Origin of the sequence: Croceimicrobium hydrocarbonivorans (assembly GCF_014524565.1) — a bacterium.
GTDB classification, from domain to species: domain Bacteria; phylum Bacteroidota; class Bacteroidia; order Flavobacteriales; family Schleiferiaceae; genus Croceimicrobium; species Croceimicrobium hydrocarbonivorans.
Genome location: NZ_CP060139.1, coordinates 131,271 through 152,924, shown reverse-complemented (window position 1 = coordinate 152,924; position 21,654 = coordinate 131,271). Strand labels below are relative to the sequence as shown.

The following is a 21,654-nucleotide window of genomic DNA, read 5'->3' as shown; positions in this document are numbered from 1 at the left end:
CAGACGACTGTCCGGGAAAAATAGTTGGAAGGTCGAATGCAAATATTTTAATGATGAATGCGCGCGTCCTTTCAAAAGTTAGGCCGAAAAACTAATTTCACCTAAAAATTATTCATGCGCAGATTGTGCTTAATCCTTATAAGCTTGAGCTTGGGGAAACTAGGAGCTCAAGATTTTCATAGTCATATTGAAGAGTATGATATTCAGGAAAGTCTCTTTAATGGCCAAATAGGAGAATACCCCATTCGCATGTACCTCCAAATTGTAGCTACCGAAGATCGAATGCATCCTTATACGGTGGTTGAAGGCTGGTATTCTTATAATTCGGTGGGTGAGGCCATTCCCATTTTCGGACTGCAATCTGGCCAGCAACTTTTGCTTTTTAGCGGCGAAAGCTATTTGGATAGCATTCGTGAATTGGCTAATCCGGAATTAGACTTTGTCGATGGTTATTATGATCTGATTGATCCCTGGCCTATCCTGAGTAGTGAGGAATTTGATTTTTTCGGAGAACGATTTCATTTCGCCCAAAACAATGCCTATTGGCAAAAGGGATCTAAAAAACTGGATTTACACCTGAGCTTTGATCCTTTTCAGTTGTATCGTTCATTTCGGCATTTGGTCTGGGATGACGGCCGAGCCATGGATCTGGAGGCGATGGGCTTAGTAGGATCAGGGTATTCGGTAATTGCGGAAAATGATCATTCTATACTCCTGCATTATATCTATGACTCCAATCCCTGGAATCCTATGGGGCGCTGTGGGGCTGGCTTTGAGTCGGGTTTATACCTTATGCATTTTTCGGAAGAGGGTTATTTCCTTAAAGCGGATCATTTTCCTTTAGAAAGCTGCAATGCCGGTACCTATGTAGAATTTAGCTTAGAGGAAGATGGTAGATTGAAATTAGAGTCGATGGCTAATGATAAACAAGAAACCTTGTTCATCGACTTAAATGTATTTGATCAAAGTCAAGAGTCTATAGTGGAGGCGCTACAAAATCAAGCCTATTAAAGCCTTTTCACTAGTTCCAAATAAATAAGGCCGGTGGCCATAGCTAGGGCAAAGCTGAGTAGGGTGCCAATTAAAACGTATTCGGTAAGCTTCCGGTCTTTGGCACGTGAAAGATCTCCAAAGCGAAAAACCGACTTCGCCGCAATTAAAAGACCAATGGCCTGCCACTGATTAAGGACAATAAAGCCGAAAACGAATAGTCGTTCCAAAACACCGATATAGAGTCCGGCCTTGGCTAGGGAATTAGCTTTGGGATCTTCATCCAAAACCCATTGCTGCATAACCAAACGCATAATAAGAGAAGAAACAAAGCTCACAAAGGTGAGGGCTAGAATTAGGCTTAGGAAAGAAGCTTCGTTAAGAAAGGATAAATCGGGCCATTGATCATGATAGGCAAAGCAGGCCAGAGCCAGAATTGAGATATGTGCAAATTGATCGGCAATAAAAAGGGGTAGCGCCTTAAACCAATTGCGAAGGTGGTATTTCAGTTGGTCAATTAGGGCATGACTGATAACAATCAAAACCCACCAGGGCCAAAGTTCCCATTGAAAGGCCGTGCATAGAATCAGTAATAAGGCATGCACCAAAATATGGTAATAGAAGGCCGCACTTTTAAAGCCCTTTAAGGCCTTGGCTTCTGCCCATGCATGGCTTTGAAAAACAAAATCACCTAAGAAATGCGCCAATAAGAATTGAAGGAAGAGGCTGATCATAAGGCTTCGATTTGAGCTCTAAAATAAGCTTCGAAATCGGAAAGGGCATCAAAACCACCTCGTTTTAAAGCTTCGGAAACGGTACTTTGAGATTTACCACTTAAGCGCATTAAATCTTTTTGACTGCGTTGAGGATCACGCAGGGATAAATGAATGAGCTCTGCAACGGGGGGCGTCCAATGATCTGCAACTAGCATCGCCAGTTTGGCCATTAGATTGAGAGTGGTATCTAAATCCTGATAATCCGAACGGAAGGCTAGGCTTTGCTTTTTAAGCTCCTTTAATAAACGACCGGAATATTGATAGGCCAGGCCCGTATCTTCATTGATGGGTACAGAGCTTGGTGCATCCGGCCCCAAGCCGATAGCTAAGCGAATATCAGGACCATCTTTTTGCTTTAGGCGAGCCTTTAGAAGCAGAGCTTGCCTTAGGGCATCTTGAGCCGGGCAACGCAATTGAAAACCATCTCCTTGGAAGATGGCCCAATCACCATAGGCCACGCGGCCTTCTGCAACCTCAAGCTTCAGAGGCTCCTGATAGTTTTGAGCCGCATGGGCTGACGACTTGATTATATCACCACTAATTACCGCTAACATATATCGCCTTATTTTACGATATTCAAATATATCGTTTTTTAAGGCGATTTTATCATTCTATTCTTCTTTTTTTCTCCTTAAGAGCATAAACAAGAATTCCTGATGACTATCAAATGGGGTATTGTGGACTTCTCTTTGGTGGCCAATCATTTCAAAATTATCGGCAAAGAGGGTTTCGAGTTCGCTTTCATTATAGCGACTCACTCCTAATCCACTGCATCGCAGCGGACCTTGATCGGAGAAAGTAGCCACTAGCAAATAACCTCCTGGGCGAATGGCTGCTGCGGCCAAATCCTTGTATTGTTGGATTTCGCCTGTTTCACGTAAAAAGTGAAAGGCAGCACGATCATGCCAGAAATCCACATTTTCGGATGGATTATAGTCCAGAATATTTTGGGCCAGCCATTTAACGCTTAGAGCATTATGCCCCAATCGTTTGCGAGCTTTTTCTAGGGCTTTCGCCGATAGGTCTAAAACGGTAATTTTCTTAAAGCCTTTAGAAGTAAGGCTGTCTACCAAGCGGCTATCGCCTCCACCTACATCTAGAATTTTAGCCTCAGGATGCAGGGCGACTTGATTAATCCAATTCATCGAGCTCTCCGGGACTGCTTGATACCAGCTAAGCATGGTGCTGTCTTTTTCGCTGTAAATCTTTTCCCAGTGATTTTGAACATCAACTTTAAGCTCCATAAATCAAATGCTATTTAATGCGAAGCTACATACTTTAAAAGGCCGAAGGGGTGATTTAGCTCTCTTTCTGTAAAATCACTGCAGCGCAATGGAGTTCCGATTGAAATAGAGGGCCTGAGATTAAAGAGCTCAGCACCTTTTCCCTAATTTTGCGGCCTCTCAAAAAGCACAATATGTCTAAGCAATTACAAATAATTGGAGTTACCTCAGAGCTAGGAGCGGGAACGCGTGGTTCATCTCTGGGATTAGACGCCATGCAAATTGCCAGTTTGCAATACGATCGAAGCTTTTTCCTTCGTCATCCCGAAATAAGATTAGAAACCGTAAATCACCACTTATACCAGGAAACCGATTTAAACTACGCTAAGCGATTGGACGGGATCGCTGAAATGTATAATCGTATTGAAAACGTAGTGAATCAAAGTTTACGCGATGATCAGTTTCCTTTAATAGTTGCCGGTGATCACAGTAGTGCCGGTGGTACTATTGCTGGTATTAAAAAGGCATTTCCCAATAAGCGTTTGGGCGTAATTTGGGTTGATGCTCATGCCGATTTGCACAGTCCATATACCAGCCCCAGCGGCAACGTTCATGGTATGCCTTTGGCCACTGCTATTCATGAGGATAATTTGGAATGCCAGAATAATCAACCTGAACAGGAAACCATTTGGCATTGGAATGAAATGAAAGGGCCAAATCAGCGAGTTTTGCCGCAAGACCTGGTGTATATCGGAGTGCGCAGTACCGAAACTCCCGAAGATGTGATTATGGAAAAATATGAGATTCCTAATTACACGGTAGAGGAGGTGCGCGAACAAGGGATTGCCGCTATTTGTAAGGAAAGCCTAGACTATTTAGGGGATTGCGAAATCCTTTACCTTTCATTTGATGTGGACTCTATGGACCCCAGCATTAGCGAAGGTACCGGAACCCCCGTGCCAGGAGGATTTAATGAAGAGGAGGCCAGGGAGATTGTACTCACGCTTTTGAAAGATCCCCGATTTATCTGCTTTGAAATGGTAGAGATCAACCCCTTATTGGATAAAAAAGGAAATTCGATGGCCGAAACGGCCTTCCGCATATTTAAACCCGTTTACGAACAAATCGAAGCGCAAGAACAGAACTAATGCAGCACGATATCCTGAACCGCTTGCAGGCGGAAACCTCAGAGCTTTTAAAAGCACTTTATGGATTAGAGAATGCTCCCATGGATTGGCAGCCTACTCGTAAGGAATTCGAAGGTGATCTTACTTTAGTGGTATTCCCTTATCTGCGATCCAGCAAGAAAAAGCCGGAAGCCACCGCAGAAGAAATTGGAATCGCATTGCAAGAGCGCATGGCGGAGGTTCATTCCTTTAATGTGATAAAGGGCTTTTTGAACGTGGAAATTAGCTCAGACTATTGGTTGGCTTGCTTGCACGGAATTCAGGATTTAGAAAATTACGGTCATCAGCCGAAAGGCAATGAAACCATATTGGTAGAATATTCTTCGCCCAATACCAATAAACCTCTGCACTTAGGACATATCCGTAATATCCTATTAGGTTATTCGGTATCCAATATTCTGGATGCAGCCGGAAAGAATGTAAAGAAGGTTCAGATCATTAATGATCGCGGTATCCATATCTGTAAGAGTATGGTGGCCTGGCAGAAATTTGCCAATGGTGAAAGCCCAGAATCTTCAGCCTTGAAAGGCGATCACTTGGTGGGCAAATACTATGTTGAGTTCGATAAGGCTTACAAAGCCCAGATTGCTGAGCTAATTGCTGCAGGAAAAACCGAAGATGAAGCTAAAGAAGAAGCCCCCATTCTTCAAGAAGCGCGCGAAACCCTGCGCAAATGGGAGCAGGGTGATGAAGAAACGGTAGCACTCTGGCAAAAAATGAATAGCTGGGTTTATGCAGGCTTTAATGAAACCTATCAGCGTATAGGAGTAAACTTCGATAAGAATTATTACGAAAGCGACACCTATATCTTAGGGAAGCAAGTAGTGGATGATGGATTGGCCAACGGACTTTTCTTTCAAAAAGAAGATGGTTCTGTTTGGTGTGATTTAGAAGCCGAAAAACTGGGGCAAAAACTCCTTCTCCGTAAGGATGGCACCAGTGTATATATGACTCAGGATATTGGTACGGCCATCCAACGTTATGATGACTTTGGTATCGATGGCATGATCTATACCGTGGGTAATGAGCAGGATCATCACTTTAAGGTGCTTTTCGCCATCCTCAAGAAATTGGGTTATAAGTGGGCTGAGCAATTGTACCATTTAAGCTATGGTATGGTAGATCTGCCTTCCGGCAAGATGAAGTCTCGAGAGGGAACTGTGGTAGATGCTGATGATCTGATGGATGAGATGAAAGATACTGCCCGTCGGATTTCAGAGGAATTAGGAAAAACGGATGGTATTGATGAGGCTACTAAAGCGGAATTGCATCACATGATTGGTATGGGTGCATTGAAGTACTTCATGCTGAAAGTAGATCCTAAAAAACGCATGCTGTTTAATCCGGAAGAGTCGGTAGATTTCCAGGGCAATACCGGACCATTTATTCAATATACCCATGCACGGATTCAGTCCTTATTGCGCAAAGCAGAGGATATGAATGTGGCTGCTACTGGAAATTATACCGAGCTGATCAGTCAGGAACGCGATTTAATCAAAGCCGTATTAAGCTTCCCAGAAATAGTTTTGGAAGCGGCTAAGGATAAAGCCCCCTCTGTAATTGCCAACTATACTTATGATTTGGTGAAGATGTACAATGCCTTCTACCAACAGGTAAGTATTTTAAATGATGAGGATACTGCAGCGGTAAGCTTCAGAGTGGATTTGTCGCGTAAGACAGCGGCAGTTGTGAAAAATGCAATGGCCCTCCTTGGTATTGAGGTGCCCAATCGAATGTAAAAACCGGCGCATTTAAATTTTTAAATTTGCCACCCTTTTTGAATTAGGATTATGTTTGACAATCTTCAGGATAAATTAGAAAAAGCCTTTCACGTATTAAAAGGTCACGGCCAGGTTTCAGAAGTAAACGTTGCCGAAACTCTTAAAGAAATTCGCCGTGCTTTGGTGGATGCCGACGTGAGCTTTAAAATCGCCAAGGAATTTACCAATACCGTTAAAGAGAAGGCTTTGGGAGCCGATGTACTTACAAGCTTAAAGCCGGGTCAGGTTTTAACCAAAGCGGTACGCGATGAGATGGCGACTTTAATGGGAGGCACCGCTTCTGATTTAGATCTGAGTCAAAAGCCAAGCATTATCCTGATGGCCGGTTTACAGGGTTCGGGTAAAACCACCCATTCTGGTAAACTCGCCAATTACCTTAAGCGCAAGAAAACACGCAAAGTACTCTTAGTTGCTTGTGATGTTTATCGTCCGGCGGCGATTGATCAGCTGCATGTAGTGGGTGAGCAAATTGGTGTTGAGGTATTTTCCGACAAGGAAAACAAAAACCCGGTTGATATTGCCCAAAAGGCACTAGCCCATGCCAAAGCCAACGGCTTCAACGCGGTTATTATCGATACCGCTGGTCGTTTGGCCATTGACGAAGAAATGATGGCCGAGATTCGGGATATCCATCAAGCAGTAAAACCACAGGAAACCCTTTTTGTGGTAGACTCCATGACGGGTCAGGATGCGGTGAATACCGCCAAGGCCTTTAATGATGTGCTGGACTACGAAGGGGTTATCCTTACCAAACTGGATGGTGATACCCGTGGTGGAGCAGCGCTTACCATTCGCTCGGTAGTAAATAAGCCGATTAAGTTTATTGGTACTGGCGAAAAAATGGATGCCTTGGATGTGTTCCATCCCACTCGTATGGCGGATCGTATCCTCGGAATGGGGGATGTGGTGTCTTTGGTAGAGCGCGCTCAAGAGCAGTTCGATGAAGATGAAGCACGTAGGGTTCAGAAGAAAATTGCCAAAAACCAATTTGATTTTGATGATTTCCTAGGTCAGATAAATCAAATCCGGAAAATGGGTAATATGAAGGATTTGATGGGCATGATCCCTGGCATGGGCAAAATGATGAAGAACATCGATTTGGATGATGATGCCTTTAAAGGAGTGGAAGCTATTATTCAATCCATGACTCCAGATGAACGGGCCAATCCAAAATTAATCAATGGCAGTCGTCGCAAACGTATCGCCGCAGGAGCGGGAAAAGACATTCAGGAAGTGAATCAATTAATGAAGCAATTTGCTGAGATGTCGAAAATGATGAAGATGATGCAAGGTGCCGGCGGACGTCGTGGTATGGCGCAAATGATGCGTGGCATGGGCGGTGGCGGCCGTCCTATGTAATCAATAAACCGCATTAAAAGCTGGAATCCAGAACCCTAGTTATCAAGTGACTATTTTCATTTGATTAGTATATTAGCGCTTTCTAATCAAAGAGAATTATGGGGAGGAAGTTTTTAGGTACACTGATCATTATTATTTCCATTGCAATCCTATTGCATTTGGCTTATTTAAGTCCAACAATTTGGGAAGAAGCGCCCTTAATGTGGAAGCATTATCAGAGTGATCCAGACGAATTTATGATGAAGGATGAGATGGATACCCTTTTATATTGGGTACTTCATTTAGTTATTCCAGGAATTTTGATTGGTACCGGACGCGCATTGCGCAGAGAGCGTCGATAGACCTTGCTAAACCGTCGCTTTGCCCTACCTTTGCCGCTTCATTAAAAGGACCATCATGATTCTTATCGACGGCAAGCAAACCTCACAGGATATTCGTAACGAAATCGCAGAGGAAGTTAAAGCAATTACTTCTAAAGGCGGAAAAACACCTCATTTGGCCGCTGTGCTGGTGGGAAACAATGGTGCGAGCATCACCTATGTGAACGCCAAGATTCGCGATTGTGAGGAAGTAGGCTTCAAATCCAGCTTAGTGAAGCTTTCAGAAACTATTTCGGAAAAGGAACTTTTGGAAGAGGTAGATCGCTTGAACACCGACGATGATATCGATGGCTTTATTGTTCAGCTACCTTTGCCCAAGCATATCAACGAGCAAAAGGTTTTAATGGCGATTGATCCTGAGAAGGATGTGGATGGATTTCATCCTACCAATTTGGGTAAAATGGCCCTGAACCTACCTAGCTATGTTCCCGCCACTCCCATGGGGATTATGGATCTTTTAGATCGATACAATATCGAAACCGGTGGTAAGCATTGTGTAGTGGTGGGGCGTTCTCATATTGTTGGCCTGCCCGCGAGCATCTTAATGGGGAGAAATCACTATCCGGGAAATGCAACCGTAACCCTTTGTCATAGCCGCACTACCAATCTTAAGGAAATACTGAAAAGCGCCGATATCATTATCGCAGCCTTAGGTAAACCCGATTTTATCACTGGTGATATGGTGAAAGAAGGGGTGGTAATTATTGATGTGGGCACCACTCGCGTGGTAGACAAGTCTAAAAAGTCAGGCCATCGCTTGGTGGGGGATGTGGAATTTAAAACGGTATCTCCAAAAGCATCTTACATTACACCAGTACCAGGTGGTGTAGGACCAATGACCAGAGTTAGTTTACTTAAAAACACTTTGTTGGCGGTTCGCCATAAACTCTAAGCTTCTTGTATATTTTCTTTGGGCCAGATTGCTTTTAAGCTTATCAGGAAACCGGAGAAAATCAGAATCATAGTCCATTCACTGCGGTACATAGCCGGGTGAAGGAATAGATCTATACAGGCTCTAAATAGCTGAAGATGCTGGCTAAGTATGTCCCAGCTATTGAAGCGTAGAAATCTTCCCAGGTAAATTCCATAGGCAGCTAAAAGCATAAAGCCTGTGGTCCAGATGAAGCTGGAAATACGCGGAAAAAGTTTTTTCAATTCAATAAGGATAAGGTCTAAGCTGTCGAATGCCATTTTGATGCCGGCTATTCCTGCAGCTAAAATGAGTAGGGTATCATACCAGTCAAAACCATGCGAATGATCTAAATGAGTGAGGTCAGTAAGAATGTAGGGAGCATTCGGGAAGAAAAGAAGCCAAAAGAAAAGGCCTAAAACCTGCAATATTGGCTTTTCGCTAAGTCGCATTGTGACTTTTGCGAAAAATAAGGGGAGGTAGGCCAGAAATAAGTTCCAAAGGATAAATAGGTAAGCAGGATGACCAGGATTAAACCAGGGTCGACCTATGCTTAAAACAACTGTAAAAGCGAGAAAGGCAAGGAATTTCTTAGACATTGATGTTGATTGAAAGTGCTCAATATTAATGTTTAATGCAGAGTGAAATTGTATGAGCCTTGTTAAAAATAACTAAAGGTTTTTCCTGAGTTTTCTGAGCTTAATCCTAAGAGGAGCTGCTATTTCTTTTCAGGACTGGGTCCAATGTATAAGCAATTTACCGAGCTTAAAATTCAATAGGTATATTCAAATTATAATTAAATCAATTACTACTAATTAATTTGAACTTTTAGATTAATTAAAAGCCTTCACTTTTTCTACTTTCGGATAGAGTAAAGGGAAGAGTTTGAAAAAGCATGTAAGCTTGCATTACTACAGCGTAAAGGAGGGGAAGGAAGAAGAGTTTATCGCCACCTGGAAGCTATTAAATGATATGTATTTCCGTTATGGAGGATCTTTGTCTTCGCGGATTCATAGGCAGCTTAGTAATTACTATGAATACATTCTTTGGCCAGATCGAAATACTTATCTCAGGGCAAAATCCGCTTTACCAGCAGCGGCATTAGCCTTACGAGCCCGATTGAGGGCCTGCTGTAAAAAGGTAGATGAGAGCCTGGAAATGGAGGTGTTGGAAGACTTAGACAACCAAGATTTGCTTAAAAAAGCAAAATCTTAACGACTCAAGGCACGATCCATATCGCGCTTAACATCGCGTTCCTTAATCGATTCGCGTTTGTCGTAATTTTTCTTACCCTGGGCTAAGGCAATTTTCATTTTGGCTAAACCCCGGTCATTGATGTAGAGGTTTAAAGGAACGATGGTGCGATTTCCTTTTTCTACTTCCGCCTTAATTTTCTGCAATTCACGTTTATGCAATAAAAGCAAGCGTTCGCGAAGAGGATCATGGTTATTAATATTGCCATGACTGTATTCCGCCACGTGCATATTCTTTACCATTAAACGACTTTCATCAGCAAAATAGCAATAGGCCTCTTGTAAGCTGGCTTTGCCTTCGCGGATGGATTTAATCTCCGTTCCTAGCAATTTGATGCCTGCTTCAAAAGTGTCCAGCACTTCATAATTGAAACGTGCCTTTCGATTCTTAATATTTACTTTACTATCTGCCATAGAGCCTGCGAAGATACATCCTTCTTTTGGAGCTCCAATAGCTCTGTCGGAACGGATTTGGGGATGTATCTTTGCAAAAATTTTTGGATGTACCGCCTTCTACTCAAGCCGATCTTCTTTAGCCTCGATCCTGAAAAAGCCCATCATTTTACTTTCAACCTCATTCGTTGGATGCATCGCATACCTGGATTTGGAGCGATTAGTCGGGCTATGTACCGTCCTGCAGATACCGATTCCATTGATCTTTGGGGATTGCATTTCCCAAATCGTATTGGCATGGCGGCAGGATTTGATAAAGACGGTAAACTTTACCGCGAGCTTTACAATTATGGCTTTGGCTTTATCGAAGTAGGTACAGTTACGCCTAAGGCTCAACCCGGAAATCCGAAGCCACGTTTGTTTCGCCTTCCGGCGGATGAAGCCCTGATTAATCGCATGGGCTTTAATAATGGTGGAGTAGAAGAGCTGGCCGAACGCCTAAAAGCCAAACGTCCTAAAGACTTAATCATTGGTGGGAATATTGGCAAGAACAAGCTTACGCCTAATGAGAATGCATTAGATGACTATCGCATCTGCCGTAAGGCCCTGCATCCCTATGTGGATTATTTCGTGGTAAATGTAAGTTCACCCAATACCCCTAATCTGCGCGATTTACAAGAGAAGGAACCTTTAAAGCGCATCTTGAAAGCTTTGAAAGAGGATAATGCGGCGGAAGAAAATCCAAAGCCCATTCTTCTTAAAATCGCTCCGGATTTAAGTGATGCCCAATTAGATGATATCATTGAGATTGTAGAAGAAACTCAAATTGAAGGCTTAATTGCGACCAATACGACCATTAGTCGAGAAGGATTAAAAACACCAACATCGATTGTAGAAGCGATCGGAGCAGGTGGTCTTAGTGGTAAGCCCGTTAAAGCGCGTTCTACAGAAGTGATTCGCTATTTAAAGAAAAACAGCAAAACTGACTTCCCCATTATTGCCGTAGGTGGCGTTCAAACTAAAGCCGATTATCTGGAAAAATTGGAGGCAGGAGCGAGCTTGGTTCAGGTTTACACCGGCTTTATTTATGAAGGTCCGGGTTTGGTTAAGAAACTTTTAGCTTAAGCAGATACTTCTCCAAGGTTTGGTAAAACAAGGTTTTATTTAAAGGCTTGGATAGGTAGTCATTACAGCCTTCCTGTAGAGCCTTTTCTTTATCCTGATGCATGGCATAGGCGGTTTGAGCAATGATCGGCACTTCTTGGTTCATCTGACGAATGATATGAGTAGCTTCAAAGCCATTCATCAGAGGCATTTTTAAATCCATAAGGATTAAATCGAAATCCGGACTTTGTTTATAGAATTCAACTGCTTCCACACCGTTTTTAGCCCGAACGGTTTGAAGGTCGTCAACACTGTCTTTCAAGAATTTATCTAAAAGCTGCAGGTTAATAGGATCGTCATCAACCAATAGCACCTTCGCTTTTTCAAAACGTATTGGCTGGCCAGGAATGTTTTGGGCTCCACGCTCTTCTTCCCGGGCACTGATAAAGGGAATGCTCAAACTTACAGAGGTTCCCTTATCTACTTCTGATTCAATTTTCAAATCACCATTTAAACAGCGGCTGTAAGCTTCGCAAATACTGAGTCCTAAGCCTAGTCCATCGTATTTACGAGTAAGATGTTCCTCAATTTGAACGAAATGCTGGTAAATCAGGTCGATGTCTTCCTTGTTCATCCCAATGCCGCTGTCTTCGACCTTCATGCACAATTGACCTTTCTCTACATGTACATGGATTTTAATGTCACCTTTACTGGTGAATTTCAAGGCATTATTCAATAAATGAATTAGAACGCCTTTTAATTTATTGGCATCGCTCCAAACCTTAAGATGTTCATCCGATATATTGAGATGGTAACTTAAATGCAAACCTTTAGAAGAAGCACGTGGCAGATAGAGCTTATAAATGAAGTCGACCAAGGATTTGATATCGACCGACTCAAATTTCACTTTTAGGTCACCCGCTTCTATTTCCGAAATTTCAATCAGGTCTTGCAAAGTGTTGAGGAGTCGATCACTGCTTACCCGAATGTTTTTAATGAAGCGATCCTTTAAATCGCCTTCGAGCTGCGGATCTTCTAGGTATTCGAGAAAACCCAAAATACCATTCATCGGCGTACGCAGTTCATGCGAGATATTATTGAGGAAGGCCGTTTTTAGGCGATCGCTTTCCTGGGCCTTTAAACTTACCTCTTCCAGAAGCGCATTCTTTTTGTTCTTTTCAAGGCGTAAGCGCTGTAACTCCGAATCTTTTTCCATGCACATTCTACGCCGTTCTAATTGCTTATCTACGGCAAAGCGAATCGCTCTTTTGGAAATGGCATTGCTGCGATAATCTTGAACATCCAGAAATGCAAACTCCTCAAGATTTTCCATTTCACCGGCTGGATCTAGGATAATCACGGGCATGGATTCTCCGGGGTGAAAGCGCTTAATTTCTTGAAGAAATTGGATTTCTGCTTGAATATCAGCACCCGGACAGAATAAAATTAAATGGAAATAGGAAAGAGCCTTTAAGTCAGGAAGATCATTGAGCTTACTACTGCTCATTACATGGTAGCCTTCTTCATTTAAAGTGGTTTCTACCAACTTTTTACATTGGTAGTTTCCCGAATAAAATAAAATGGGTTCTTTCTCTAGATTCACGAAGGCTGGCCTTTACAGCAAGGTAGTTAAAATATTCGTGAATCGAATTTTTAAATTAAAGCAAAGGGTTCTTGCTTTAAATAGTGCAGACTCTTAAGAATACGACTGCCATACCAGGTGAAAAACTCACCGTTTACCAGCCATACTTTGGAGGCATAAGGAGAAAGTTCCTTGCTTTCTCCACTGTTAAAATGATAGGGTTCCGAGCTTAAAAAGATGATATCTACCTTCAGGGCGTCAATTTCATCGAGGCTTAATTGGGGATAGCGTCCTTTGTTTTCAGGTGCAGCATTTACAAATCCGCAGGCCTCAAAAAGAGCAGAACTATAAGTATCTGTGCTGGCCACCATATACGGCTCTTTCCAGATGAAATACAAGAATCGTCTGTTTTCGGAAACTTTCAATTTCTGAAGAAGAGCCTTGGCTTGATCAGCCATAGCTTGGGCTTCTTTAGCTTTTGAAACTACAGTGCCTAAGCTGCTAATCAGTTCTATCGCTTGATCCAGATTGCGAACATCACTAACATAGACCGGAATGCTTTGGGCCAGCTCCTCAATATGTTCTTGAAGATTTTCTTCCTTATTGGCTAGGATTAAATCTGGCTTTAAGCCTTTGATTTGCTCAATATCAGGATTTTTGGTGCCGCCAATTACGGTTTTACGCTCCCGTAAACCAGTAGGATGCACGCACCAGGAGGTTAGCCCGATCAGCTCTGATTCCAGGCCCAAATCCACAATTAGTTCAGTGAGGGAAGGAACCAACGATATGATACGCCGGGGTCTTACTTCAAGAATTAAACTGCGTCCTATTTGATCCCGAAATTCCGGCAAGAAAGAGTCTTAGCTTAAAGCAGAAATTAAATCCTGTTTGGTAATGATATGCAAGGCTCCGCTATTCAGGCGAACCAGAACAGCTGAGTTATCTTTATTGATCAATTTGGCAACGCTTTTCACATCGGCATCAGGGGCAACTTCGGGGAAGGGCGCTTCCATAATGCTTTCCACAAATTTTTCTGCCAAACCTGGATCTTCAATCATGGCCTGGAAAAGTCGGCTATCATCCAAGGATCCTACTTGTTTGCCATCCTTCATCACTGGGATCTGGGAAATGCTGTGTTTCTGCATTTTCTGAATGGCCTGAGCGATAACTTCATCCGGTTGAACCGATACCAGGGGTAAATGCTCATGTGCTCTTACCAGGTCGCCAGCGGTGCTGTTTTCGGTGGTTAAGAATCCACGGTCACGCATCCAATCGTCATTAAAGACTTTACCAACATAGCGACTGCCATGGTCATGGAAAAGAACCACTACCACGTCTTCGGGTTTCAAACGATCTTTCAATTGACGTAGACCTTGAAAGGCAGATCCGCAGGAATAGCCCAGGAATAATCCTTCTTTCTTGGCTAATTCGCGAGTGGCTAGGGCGCCATCTTTATCACTTACCTTTTCGAAGTAGTCAATTACATCAAAATCAACGTTTTTAGGTAAGATATCTTCACCAATACCTTCGGTGATATAGCTGTAAATTTCCTTTTCATCGAATTCACCGGTTTCATGGTATTTCTTGAATACCGAACCATAGCTATCGATTCCCCAAATCTGAATATCTGGATTCTTTTCCTTCAAATATTTACCCACTCCAGAAATGGTTCCACCGGTACCCACACCCACTACAAAATGGGTAATGCGACCTTCGGTTTGTTCCCAAATTTCGGGACCAGTACTGTCGTAATGCGCCTGAGCATTGCCAGGATTATCGTACTGATAGGGGTAGTAAGAATTGGGAATTTCTTTATGCAAACGATCTGCTACTGAATAGTAAGAATCGGGATGCTCGGGTGGTACATTGGTAGGACATACATAGAGCTCCGCGCCCATGGCCCGTAAAACATCCATTTTTTCTTTACTCTGCTTATCGCTGAGGGTACAAATCAATTTATAGCCTTTCACAATGGCGGCCAGGGCCAGACCCATGCCGGTATTCCCTGAAGTACATTCGATAATGGTGCCTCCGGGTTTTAATTTCCCTTCTTTCTCGGCATTTTCAATCATCTGCAGCGCCATACGATCCTTCACCGAGTTACCTGGATTAAAGTATTCTACCTTAGCCAATACCTCGCAAGGGAAATCTTTTACAATTTCATTCAAGCGAATCATAGGCGTATGGCCGATGGTTTCAAGGATATTATCGTATACTTTTTTTATTGGACGCATGTCTCGTTTTTTTGGGAATTCAGGGCCGCAAAGCTAATCAAATCGGATGGCTTTATTAGGTCGAATGCGACTGATCAAATAGGCTGGAATTAACAAACAAATCAGGCAAATTGCCAGAGTAATTAAGTTGATGCCGATCAAATGCCAGGGGTTCAAATCGATGCTAACTACACTTACATAATAGGTGCTGGGATCGAGCTTTATAAAGCCATATCGATCTTGCAACCAGGCCAGGCTTATGCCGATGAGATTCCCCCAGAATAAACCTTTGCCCATTAAGTAGGCGGCATTAATAATAAAGATGCTTTGGATGCTTTGATTCTTACTGCCCATTGCTTTGAGAAGACCAATCATGGTGGTGCGCTCCATAATAAGGATTAAGAGGGCAATGGACATATTAATGGTGGCCACTATGATAATGATGCCTAGAATCAACATGATGTTTAAATCAAAGAGATCCAACCACTGGAAGAGCTGTAAATTGAGGCTACGCGCATCCATAGCATCGTATTCAAAGGGGAGCTTGAGCCGCAGTTCCGCTAAGAATGCTTGGGGATCGTCAATATTTTGAAGATGGATTTCGTAGGCGCCAACTTCATGCGGGTCCCATTTAGCCAGTCGCTGCACATGGTCTAAATCGCCCACCAGAAAGGATTGGTCCAGCTTATCGAAGTCGGTACGAAAAATACCTGCCACTGTAAATTTCCTTCGCAGCGGTGCTTTATTCGGACGCAAGAAATACATCTCGCAATCGGAAAATAAATCGAGCTTTAATTTCTGAGCCAAATTGGCACTGATCAAAATACTATCATCAAAGGTCCCGTCTTTGAATTTGGGAATATGCCCTTCGGTGATATAGTCTTGGATAAAATGCAAATCATAATTTTCGCCAACGCCCTTAAGAACAGCTCCTTCAAAGAGATCATCAGCTTTTAGTATGCCGGCATTCTGACCATAGGCTTGAAGCTTTTTGATGCGGGGATCATGCTTTAAACTATCAATGAGAGCAGCATCCAGAACAATGGGAACCTGTTCATAACCGGGGTTTGGTCGATAATTCAGGATTTGAATATCTCCCCCAAATCCGGTTACTTTGTCTTTAATCGCTTTACGCAGTCCATTTCCCGTAGAAATGGCTAAGATCATGATGATCAAACCTAAGGCGATGGCCCAAACGGTAATGTTCAAGACCGGTTTGGCCACCTTGCGGGTGGCGGATCGGTTTTTTAGAATACGACGGGCTATAAAAAACTCAAAGGACACTCAATGAAGCTTCAGAAAATTCGGCTCAAATATACCACAATGCTCTTGCTGCTGGCAGCAATTTTACCAGCACAAAGCCTGCGATTAAAAAGTCCGGATAGTTTGGTGGTAGCAGCCGATCGCCCGGGAGCCTATCTCGCTTCTTTATACGATAAAAACGTGGGCATGGTGGTAAACCATAGCTCTGCCTTAAAGGATGGTAAACACTTGGTTGACTTTCTTTTAGAGAATAAAATTAAGGTTAAGAAAATCTTTAGCCCGGAGCATGGTTTTCGTGGTACTGCATCGGCTGGAGCCAAAGTAGAAAGTGGTAAAGATGCTAAAACCGGCTTGCCAGTAATCTCACTATATGGAAATCACAAGAAACCTACGGCTGCCGATTTGGAAGGATTGGATATTCTGATCTTCGATATTCAAGATGTAGGGGCACGTTTTTACACCTATATCAGTACCCTAAGCTATGTTATGGAGGCCGCGGCTGAGCATAAGGTGAAAGTGATGGTCTTAGATCGACCCAATCCCCATGGTTATTATATTGATGGTCCCGTCCTCGAATTGAAGCATAAGTCTTTTGTAGGCATGCATCCGGTGCCCATAATTCATGGAATGACAGTAGGGGAGTATGCCCGTATGGTGAATGGTGAAGGCTGGTTGCAAGGATCTGTGCAATGCGATTTGGAGGTAATCCCTTGTCGAAATTACGATCATAATACCGCCTATGAATTACCAATTAAGCCTTCTCCCAATTTACCTAATCGATTGGCGGTGAACTTATATCCTTCACTTTGCCTCTTTGAAGGCACCCCGGTAAGCATTGGTCGTGGTACTGACTATCCTTTCCAGTTAATTGGAGCCCCCTGGTTTAAGGAATTTGGTTTCAGCTTTACCCCGGAAGACCGCCCCGGCGCTGCCAACCCACCCTACGAAGGAGTGGAGTGTAAGGGCTTTGTACTTCAGGATTTTGCGGATTCCTATATGGATGGATTAGGGGAGATTTACCTTTATTGGTTAGTAGAGAGCTACAGAATGGCTCCGGATAAGTCGAAATTTTTCAAGCCCTTTTTTACCTTATTGGCTGGCACCACTAAGCTTCAGGAACAAATTGTACAAGGCCTTACGGCGGAAGAAATTCGTGCTTCCTGGCAAGATGATTTACGGGCTTTTCAGCAGATACGCCGGAAATATCTGATTTACAGCGATTACTAATCTACTCTAACCAGGTCTTGGTAAAAGGCTTCATAGCCATCAATACTGCGTTCTGAACTGAAGCGAGTACGGATTCTTTCCTTGGCAGCGGCACCCATTTTAGCCGGCGCATCAGGATCGTTATACATTTTTAAGAGTGCATCAGCCATCGCTTGAGGATTTTTCTTAGGCACTACATAACCCGATACTCCATCTTCAATCATTTCGCGATTTCCTGGGATATCGGTAATAATTGCCGCTGTGCCTAAAGACATACCTTCCAAAACCGATTTAGTAATGGATTCACCATAAAGAGAAGAAAGCAAAAAGGTCTGTGCCATTTTAACAATCCTCAGACTATCGCCACGCCAGCCCATAATATGGATACGATCGGGACGGGGTAAACTGTTTATGATCTTGAGGTTTTCTTCATTGTCCATATCCTTACCCAAAATCAGGAGGTGGATATTGGCCTCTTCCGGAATATGAGCAAAGGCTTTTAGTAGATAAGGCATGCCTTTCATCCTCCGATTATTGGCAGCGCAAACGGCATAAAATGCATTGGAATCCAAACCTAATTCGGCATGGGGCATACTTTCCACATCTTCATACCATTCTAAGCGATGCCCTTTGTTTACCGTGACCAATTTGGGTTTTACAAAAACACTGGCTCTTTCGATATGCTCTTTAACGCCTTCTGAATTGCAGAGCACGGCATCAACCCTGGGGTGCAAGAATTTATAGTAGCAGGAGGGATCGTACCAATGGATATGCCCTTCAAAACCACGGTATAAAACTACCTTAACCGGAGTGCCTTTAGCGGCCTGAATACCATTTACCATCGATACCCCATTAAAGAGATGCATCACATCATAGGCGCCATCTAAAATCTCACGGCGGATCAAGGCAATTTCCTCCTTATCGAACTTTTTCTGAGGATGAAAATCAATCAGGCGAATGCCAGCCTCACGGAAATTTTCGCAATAGGCACTATCGCCGTAGGTCATTATAGTTACCGAATGCCCTTTCTTCTGCAAGCCGATAAAAATCTCAGCTTCAGGGCGAACGGTAATGGTGGTACGGTAATTACTTATGACCAATATTTTGAGGGGCATTCCTGAAATTTTGGGCGAAGGTACATAATCAGTTATAGCTTAAAACTGTAGGGAAAATATGGGCATTTATCAGGGTTTAACAAGAGGCTCGCTGTAATTTTGCGGCATGAATTGGAAACACATGACCAAGCCCGAAATTAAAGATCGGGTTTACAAAGCTTTAGCGGAAAACCGCAATTACGATAGCGATTATATTTTAGGTATTCCCGGAACTTATCTCGATACGGCTCAGTTTCACCGCGATGCCGATTTTTTAGAAGACGCCCCCTTTTTACGCACCTTCATTAATAATCCCAATCATATTGGTTGTCATACCCTTACCGGGGATGAGGGTGAGGATCTTTTCCGCGGTACCCAGAAAATTGAGGTTGAATTAATCCGGATGATTTCCGAAGAAATTATGCGAGCTGATGCACGTTCCATCGATGGTTATGTAGCGCCTGGCGGTACCGAAGCCAATATTCAGGCCTTATGGATTTACCGAAATTACTACCAGAAGGAATTCGGCGCAAAGCCCTCCGAAGTAGCGGTAGTATTTAGTGATGATAGCCATTATAGCTTTTACAAAGGAGCCAATTTATTAGGTATTAGGGCCCTTAATGTTCCGGTTGGGGAGCAAGATCGGATGATTAAATCCGAAGCTTTGCAAGCTGTACTCGAGCAAGCTAAAGCGGATGGAATTAAGTACTTCATAGCCATTGCCAATATGAGTACTACCATGTTTGGCTCGGTAGACGATCCCGATCAAATTGCGGATGTATTTGAGTCGATGGAGCTACCTTATAAATTACATGTCGATGGAGCTTTCGGAGGCTTCATTTATCCCTTTACCAATCCCAATTCCAAGCTCCACTTTGGCAATCCACGCATTAATTCCATGACGGTAGATGCGCATAAAATGCTGATGGCGCCTTATGGTACCGGGGTATTTATGATTCGCAAGGATTGGATTCATTATGCCGCTACCAGCGAAGCCTCTTATGTACAAGGCTTAGACTATACCATGGTAGGCAGCCGTTCGGGGGCCCAAGCCGTTTCCATTTGGATGATTTTAATGACTCACGGTCCCAAAGGCTGGAAGAATACCATGGAGCGATTGATCATCGAAACCGATAAACTTTGCGCGGCATTGGATGATATGGGAATCAGTTATTTCCGTGATCCTCATCTAAACATCGTGACTATGCATGCCCCTCAAGTTCCAGCTGAAATTCCCGGTAAATACCGTTTGGTAAGCGACAATTTTGGCGCCGAACCTAAGTGGTGGAAGATCGTGGTTATGCAACACACTATCGGCAAAGTGGTAGACCAGTTTATTGCCGATATGCGATCTGCTTTAGCTTAGTCTTTCCACAGCGGAAGTCGGATATCGAATACCGCTCCATTATCATTAAAAGCGTGGATGTTCCCTCCGTGGGCATCCACGTATTGTTTTACGATGGTTAATCCTAAACCAGTTCCATCCGCTTTCCCTTCAGTGGTAAAGGGTTGGAAGATTTTAGATAAGACGGTAGGAGGGATACCCGGACCATTATCGCGAATGGTAATGCGGTGGAAATTCCCATCATTGGAGCATTCGATTTTAATGGTAGGATTCGGAATATTAAAATCCAGCAAGGCATCACCTGCATTGCTCAAAATATTCATTATCATCCTTTTAATCTTACTGGCATCTCCTTGCAGATACACCGCTTCTTTCTCTTGTAAGTCAAAATGGATTTTGCTTAAATCCCTGCGATTATTGGTGAGCTTAATGGCCTCCTTAATCAGGTTATCCAGCAATACCTTTTCTTTTTTAATCGGTGCTTCCCGCACAAAATCAAGGAAATCATCTAAAATTTCAGAAGCCTGACGAGAGCTTTGATCCAGCAATCCTAATAGCTCTTCATTGGCGCCATCGGCTCTGAGCATATCGGTAATTTGGGGGATGTTCTTGATGGGGGTGCGTAAATCATGCATTAGCATACCCAAAGCATTTCCCGCTGCACTAAGTTTTTCCTTACGCAGAAGCTCTTCTTGTAAATGAGCGTTCTGAATGGCATGAGTGGCATTCTGAATAAAGAGCTGCAATAAGTAGATCTTTTCAGTCTTGAGTGTTTCATTCGGTTTTAAGAGCGCGAAAACTGGATAGTCCTGTAATAGGGCTAATACCACATTATCATTCTGGACGATGGATTCGGAATTGTGACGAGCTACCCGAATCATTTTTAATAAGGCCTCACGGTTTAGGGAATCCTCTACATTACCTACTTCAAAAAGAAGATCCAATTCTTCTTCCTCGCGCATCATGCCCATCACCGCATTCTCAGTTCCGATATAACGAGCTAATTGATCGAAAATATTCTGTAGGAGGCTGTTTAATTGGGTTTCCCCGATGGTAATTCTACCGGTGGTGGCAATTAAATCTTCAAGGTTTCGAAGTTTGTTGTAATCATTAACGGCTTTGGTTGCCAATTGCAGAATCTCCTCCGAATTATAAGGCTTTACATGGTAGCCTACATTTCTTCCAGCTTCCTTTACAATCTGATCGATCGAATGGTCCGAATAAGCTGTAACAATGATGATTTCTACTTTTCCGTCTACCAAACGAATACGCTTGGCTGTTTCCAAACCATCCCAACCTGGCATACGCATATCCAGGAAAATCACTGCATAAGGATCTCCGTTTTCTACGGCTTCACTAACCTTCTCCAGACCAATCTGCCCATTATAGGCTTTGTCTACTCTAAAGTCAGGGAACTGCTTATTATCTACAACTGGTTTTTCAGGTTTTTCTTCTTCATCAAAAAGGAGGTCGAGGGCATCATCCACCTTTTTGTTTTTCTCCTTGCGTTGAGGAATGAGGATTTCCTCAATATTATCACGTACCATTTCCTCATCATCGATGATAAGGACTCTTGTGTTTAATTTTTCCATGAA

21 protein-coding genes are annotated in these 21,654 nt (G+C 43.1%); 10 read left to right on the top strand and 11 right to left on the bottom strand.

Annotation, left to right across the window (positions count from 1 at the left end):
* The first annotated feature begins 114 nt into the window (after positions 1-114).
* A complete protein-coding gene (locus H4K34_RS00725) occupies positions 115-1,011 on the top strand; it encodes a hypothetical protein (RefSeq protein ID WP_210758921.1) in 897 nt (298 codons plus the stop codon).
* Here H4K34_RS00725 and H4K34_RS00720 read toward each other — a convergent pair.
* The 3 genes from H4K34_RS00720 to H4K34_RS00710 are packed head-to-tail and all read right to left on the bottom strand — an operon-like array spanning position 1,008 to position 3,010.
* Positions 1,008-1,724, bottom strand: a complete 717-nt coding sequence (locus tag H4K34_RS00720) for a DUF3307 domain-containing protein (RefSeq protein ID WP_210758920.1) — start codon at positions 1,722-1,724, stop codon at positions 1,008-1,010. The genes H4K34_RS00725 and H4K34_RS00720 overlap by 4 nt on opposite strands.
* Positions 1,721-2,320 carry a transcriptional regulator gene (locus tag H4K34_RS00715; RefSeq protein ID WP_210758919.1) on the bottom strand — a complete coding sequence of 200 codons (600 nt, stop codon included), beginning with the start codon at positions 2,318-2,320 and terminating at the stop codon, positions 1,721-1,723. Before H4K34_RS00715 ends, H4K34_RS00720 begins: the two co-directional genes overlap by 4 nt.
* A 57-nt stretch (positions 2,321-2,377) precedes the next feature.
* Positions 2,378-3,010, bottom strand: coding sequence for a class I SAM-dependent methyltransferase (locus H4K34_RS00710; protein WP_210758918.1), 633 nt, complete (start codon positions 3,008-3,010; stop codon positions 2,378-2,380).
* A 173-nt stretch (positions 3,011-3,183) separates the two neighbouring features.
* Between H4K34_RS00710 and rocF the strand changes: the two genes are divergently transcribed.
* From rocF to H4K34_RS00685, 5 genes are all read left to right on the top strand, one after another.
* A complete protein-coding gene (rocF, locus tag H4K34_RS00705; RefSeq protein WP_210758917.1) occupies positions 3,184-4,137 on the top strand; it encodes an arginase in 954 nt (317 codons plus the stop codon).
* Positions 4,137-5,915 carry an arginine--tRNA ligase gene (gene argS, locus H4K34_RS00700; protein WP_210758916.1) on the top strand — a complete coding sequence of 593 codons (1,779 nt, stop codon included), beginning with the start codon at positions 4,137-4,139 and terminating at the stop codon, positions 5,913-5,915. The genes rocF and argS overlap by 1 nt, the downstream gene beginning before the upstream one ends.
* A gap of 51 nt (positions 5,916-5,966) precedes the next feature.
* Positions 5,967-7,316: a signal recognition particle protein gene (ffh, locus tag H4K34_RS00695; protein WP_210758915.1), complete on the top strand. Its 1,350-nt coding sequence runs from the start codon at positions 5,967-5,969 to the stop codon at positions 7,314-7,316.
* Between the two features lie 98 nt (positions 7,317-7,414).
* Positions 7,415-7,657: a hypothetical protein gene (locus H4K34_RS00690; RefSeq protein ID WP_210758914.1), complete on the top strand. Its 243-nt coding sequence runs from the start codon at positions 7,415-7,417 to the stop codon at positions 7,655-7,657.
* 55 nt (positions 7,658-7,712) lie between these two features.
* Complete coding sequence (locus H4K34_RS00685; protein WP_210758913.1) at positions 7,713-8,588, top strand: bifunctional 5,10-methylenetetrahydrofolate dehydrogenase/5,10-methenyltetrahydrofolate cyclohydrolase; 876 nt, start codon at positions 7,713-7,715, stop codon at positions 8,586-8,588.
* On the opposite strand, the gene H4K34_RS00680 is transcribed toward H4K34_RS00685, so the two are convergent.
* Positions 8,585-9,205 (bottom strand): DUF1361 domain-containing protein, encoded by a 621-nt coding sequence (locus H4K34_RS00680; protein WP_210758912.1) that lies wholly within the window; start codon positions 9,203-9,205, stop codon positions 8,585-8,587. The two genes, H4K34_RS00685 and H4K34_RS00680, sit on opposite strands and share 4 nt — an antisense overlap.
* 286 nt (positions 9,206-9,491) lie before the next feature.
* Between H4K34_RS00680 and H4K34_RS00675 the strand changes: the two genes are divergently transcribed.
* Entirely contained in the window at positions 9,492-9,821 is a 330-nt protein-coding gene (locus H4K34_RS00675; RefSeq protein ID WP_210758911.1) for a hypothetical protein, read from the top strand.
* On the opposite strand, the gene smpB is transcribed toward H4K34_RS00675, so the two are convergent.
* The gene (gene smpB, locus H4K34_RS00670; protein ID WP_210758910.1) at positions 9,818-10,273 is read right to left on the bottom strand and encodes an SsrA-binding protein SmpB; all 456 of its coding nucleotides are present in this window, start codon (positions 10,271-10,273) and stop codon (positions 9,818-9,820) included. The genes H4K34_RS00675 and smpB overlap by 4 nt on opposite strands.
* A gap of 87 nt (positions 10,274-10,360) precedes the next feature.
* Here smpB and H4K34_RS00665 point away from each other — a divergent pair, with 87 nt between their 5' ends.
* Positions 10,361-11,377 carry a quinone-dependent dihydroorotate dehydrogenase gene (locus tag H4K34_RS00665; protein WP_210758909.1) on the top strand — a complete coding sequence of 339 codons (1,017 nt, stop codon included), beginning with the start codon at positions 10,361-10,363 and terminating at the stop codon, positions 11,375-11,377.
* Here the strand turns inward: H4K34_RS00665 and H4K34_RS00660 are convergent.
* The 4 genes from H4K34_RS00660 to H4K34_RS00645 are packed head-to-tail and all read right to left on the bottom strand — an operon-like array spanning position 11,358 to position 16,435.
* On the bottom strand, positions 11,358-12,959 hold the full coding sequence (locus H4K34_RS00660; protein WP_210758908.1) for a hybrid sensor histidine kinase/response regulator: 1,602 nt from the start codon (positions 12,957-12,959) through the stop codon (positions 11,358-11,360). The genes H4K34_RS00665 and H4K34_RS00660 overlap by 20 nt on opposite strands.
* Positions 12,960-13,009: 50 nt before the next feature.
* Positions 13,010-13,789, bottom strand: coding sequence for an ABC transporter substrate-binding protein (locus H4K34_RS00655; RefSeq protein WP_210758907.1), 780 nt, complete (start codon positions 13,787-13,789; stop codon positions 13,010-13,012).
* Between the two features lie 9 nt (positions 13,790-13,798).
* Positions 13,799-15,172 carry a pyridoxal-phosphate dependent enzyme gene (locus tag H4K34_RS00650; protein WP_210758906.1) on the bottom strand — a complete coding sequence of 458 codons (1,374 nt, stop codon included), beginning with the start codon at positions 15,170-15,172 and terminating at the stop codon, positions 13,799-13,801.
* A 33-nt stretch (positions 15,173-15,205) separates the two neighbouring features.
* Positions 15,206-16,435 (bottom strand): ABC transporter permease, encoded by a 1,230-nt coding sequence (locus H4K34_RS00645; RefSeq protein WP_210758905.1) that lies wholly within the window; start codon positions 16,433-16,435, stop codon positions 15,206-15,208.
* Between the two features lie 39 nt (positions 16,436-16,474).
* Between H4K34_RS00645 and H4K34_RS00640 the strand changes: the two genes are divergently transcribed.
* Positions 16,475-17,641, top strand: coding sequence for an exo-beta-N-acetylmuramidase NamZ family protein (locus H4K34_RS00640; RefSeq protein WP_246452166.1), 1,167 nt, complete (start codon positions 16,475-16,477; stop codon positions 17,639-17,641).
* On the opposite strand, the gene H4K34_RS00635 is transcribed toward H4K34_RS00640, so the two are convergent.
* Positions 17,638-18,735 (bottom strand): glycosyltransferase family 4 protein, encoded by a 1,098-nt coding sequence (locus H4K34_RS00635; RefSeq protein ID WP_210758903.1) that lies wholly within the window; start codon positions 18,733-18,735, stop codon positions 17,638-17,640. The two genes, H4K34_RS00640 and H4K34_RS00635, sit on opposite strands and share 4 nt — an antisense overlap.
* A 106-nt stretch (positions 18,736-18,841) precedes the next feature.
* Between H4K34_RS00635 and H4K34_RS00630 the strand changes: the two genes are divergently transcribed.
* Positions 18,842-20,080: a pyridoxal phosphate-dependent decarboxylase family protein gene (locus H4K34_RS00630; RefSeq protein ID WP_210758902.1), complete on the top strand. Its 1,239-nt coding sequence runs from the start codon at positions 18,842-18,844 to the stop codon at positions 20,078-20,080.
* Here the strand turns inward: H4K34_RS00630 and H4K34_RS00625 are convergent.
* Positions 20,077-21,651: a hybrid sensor histidine kinase/response regulator gene (locus H4K34_RS00625; RefSeq protein WP_210758901.1), complete on the bottom strand. Its 1,575-nt coding sequence runs from the start codon at positions 21,649-21,651 to the stop codon at positions 20,077-20,079. The genes H4K34_RS00630 and H4K34_RS00625 overlap by 4 nt on opposite strands.
* Between the last annotated feature and the right edge of the window lie 3 nt (positions 21,652-21,654).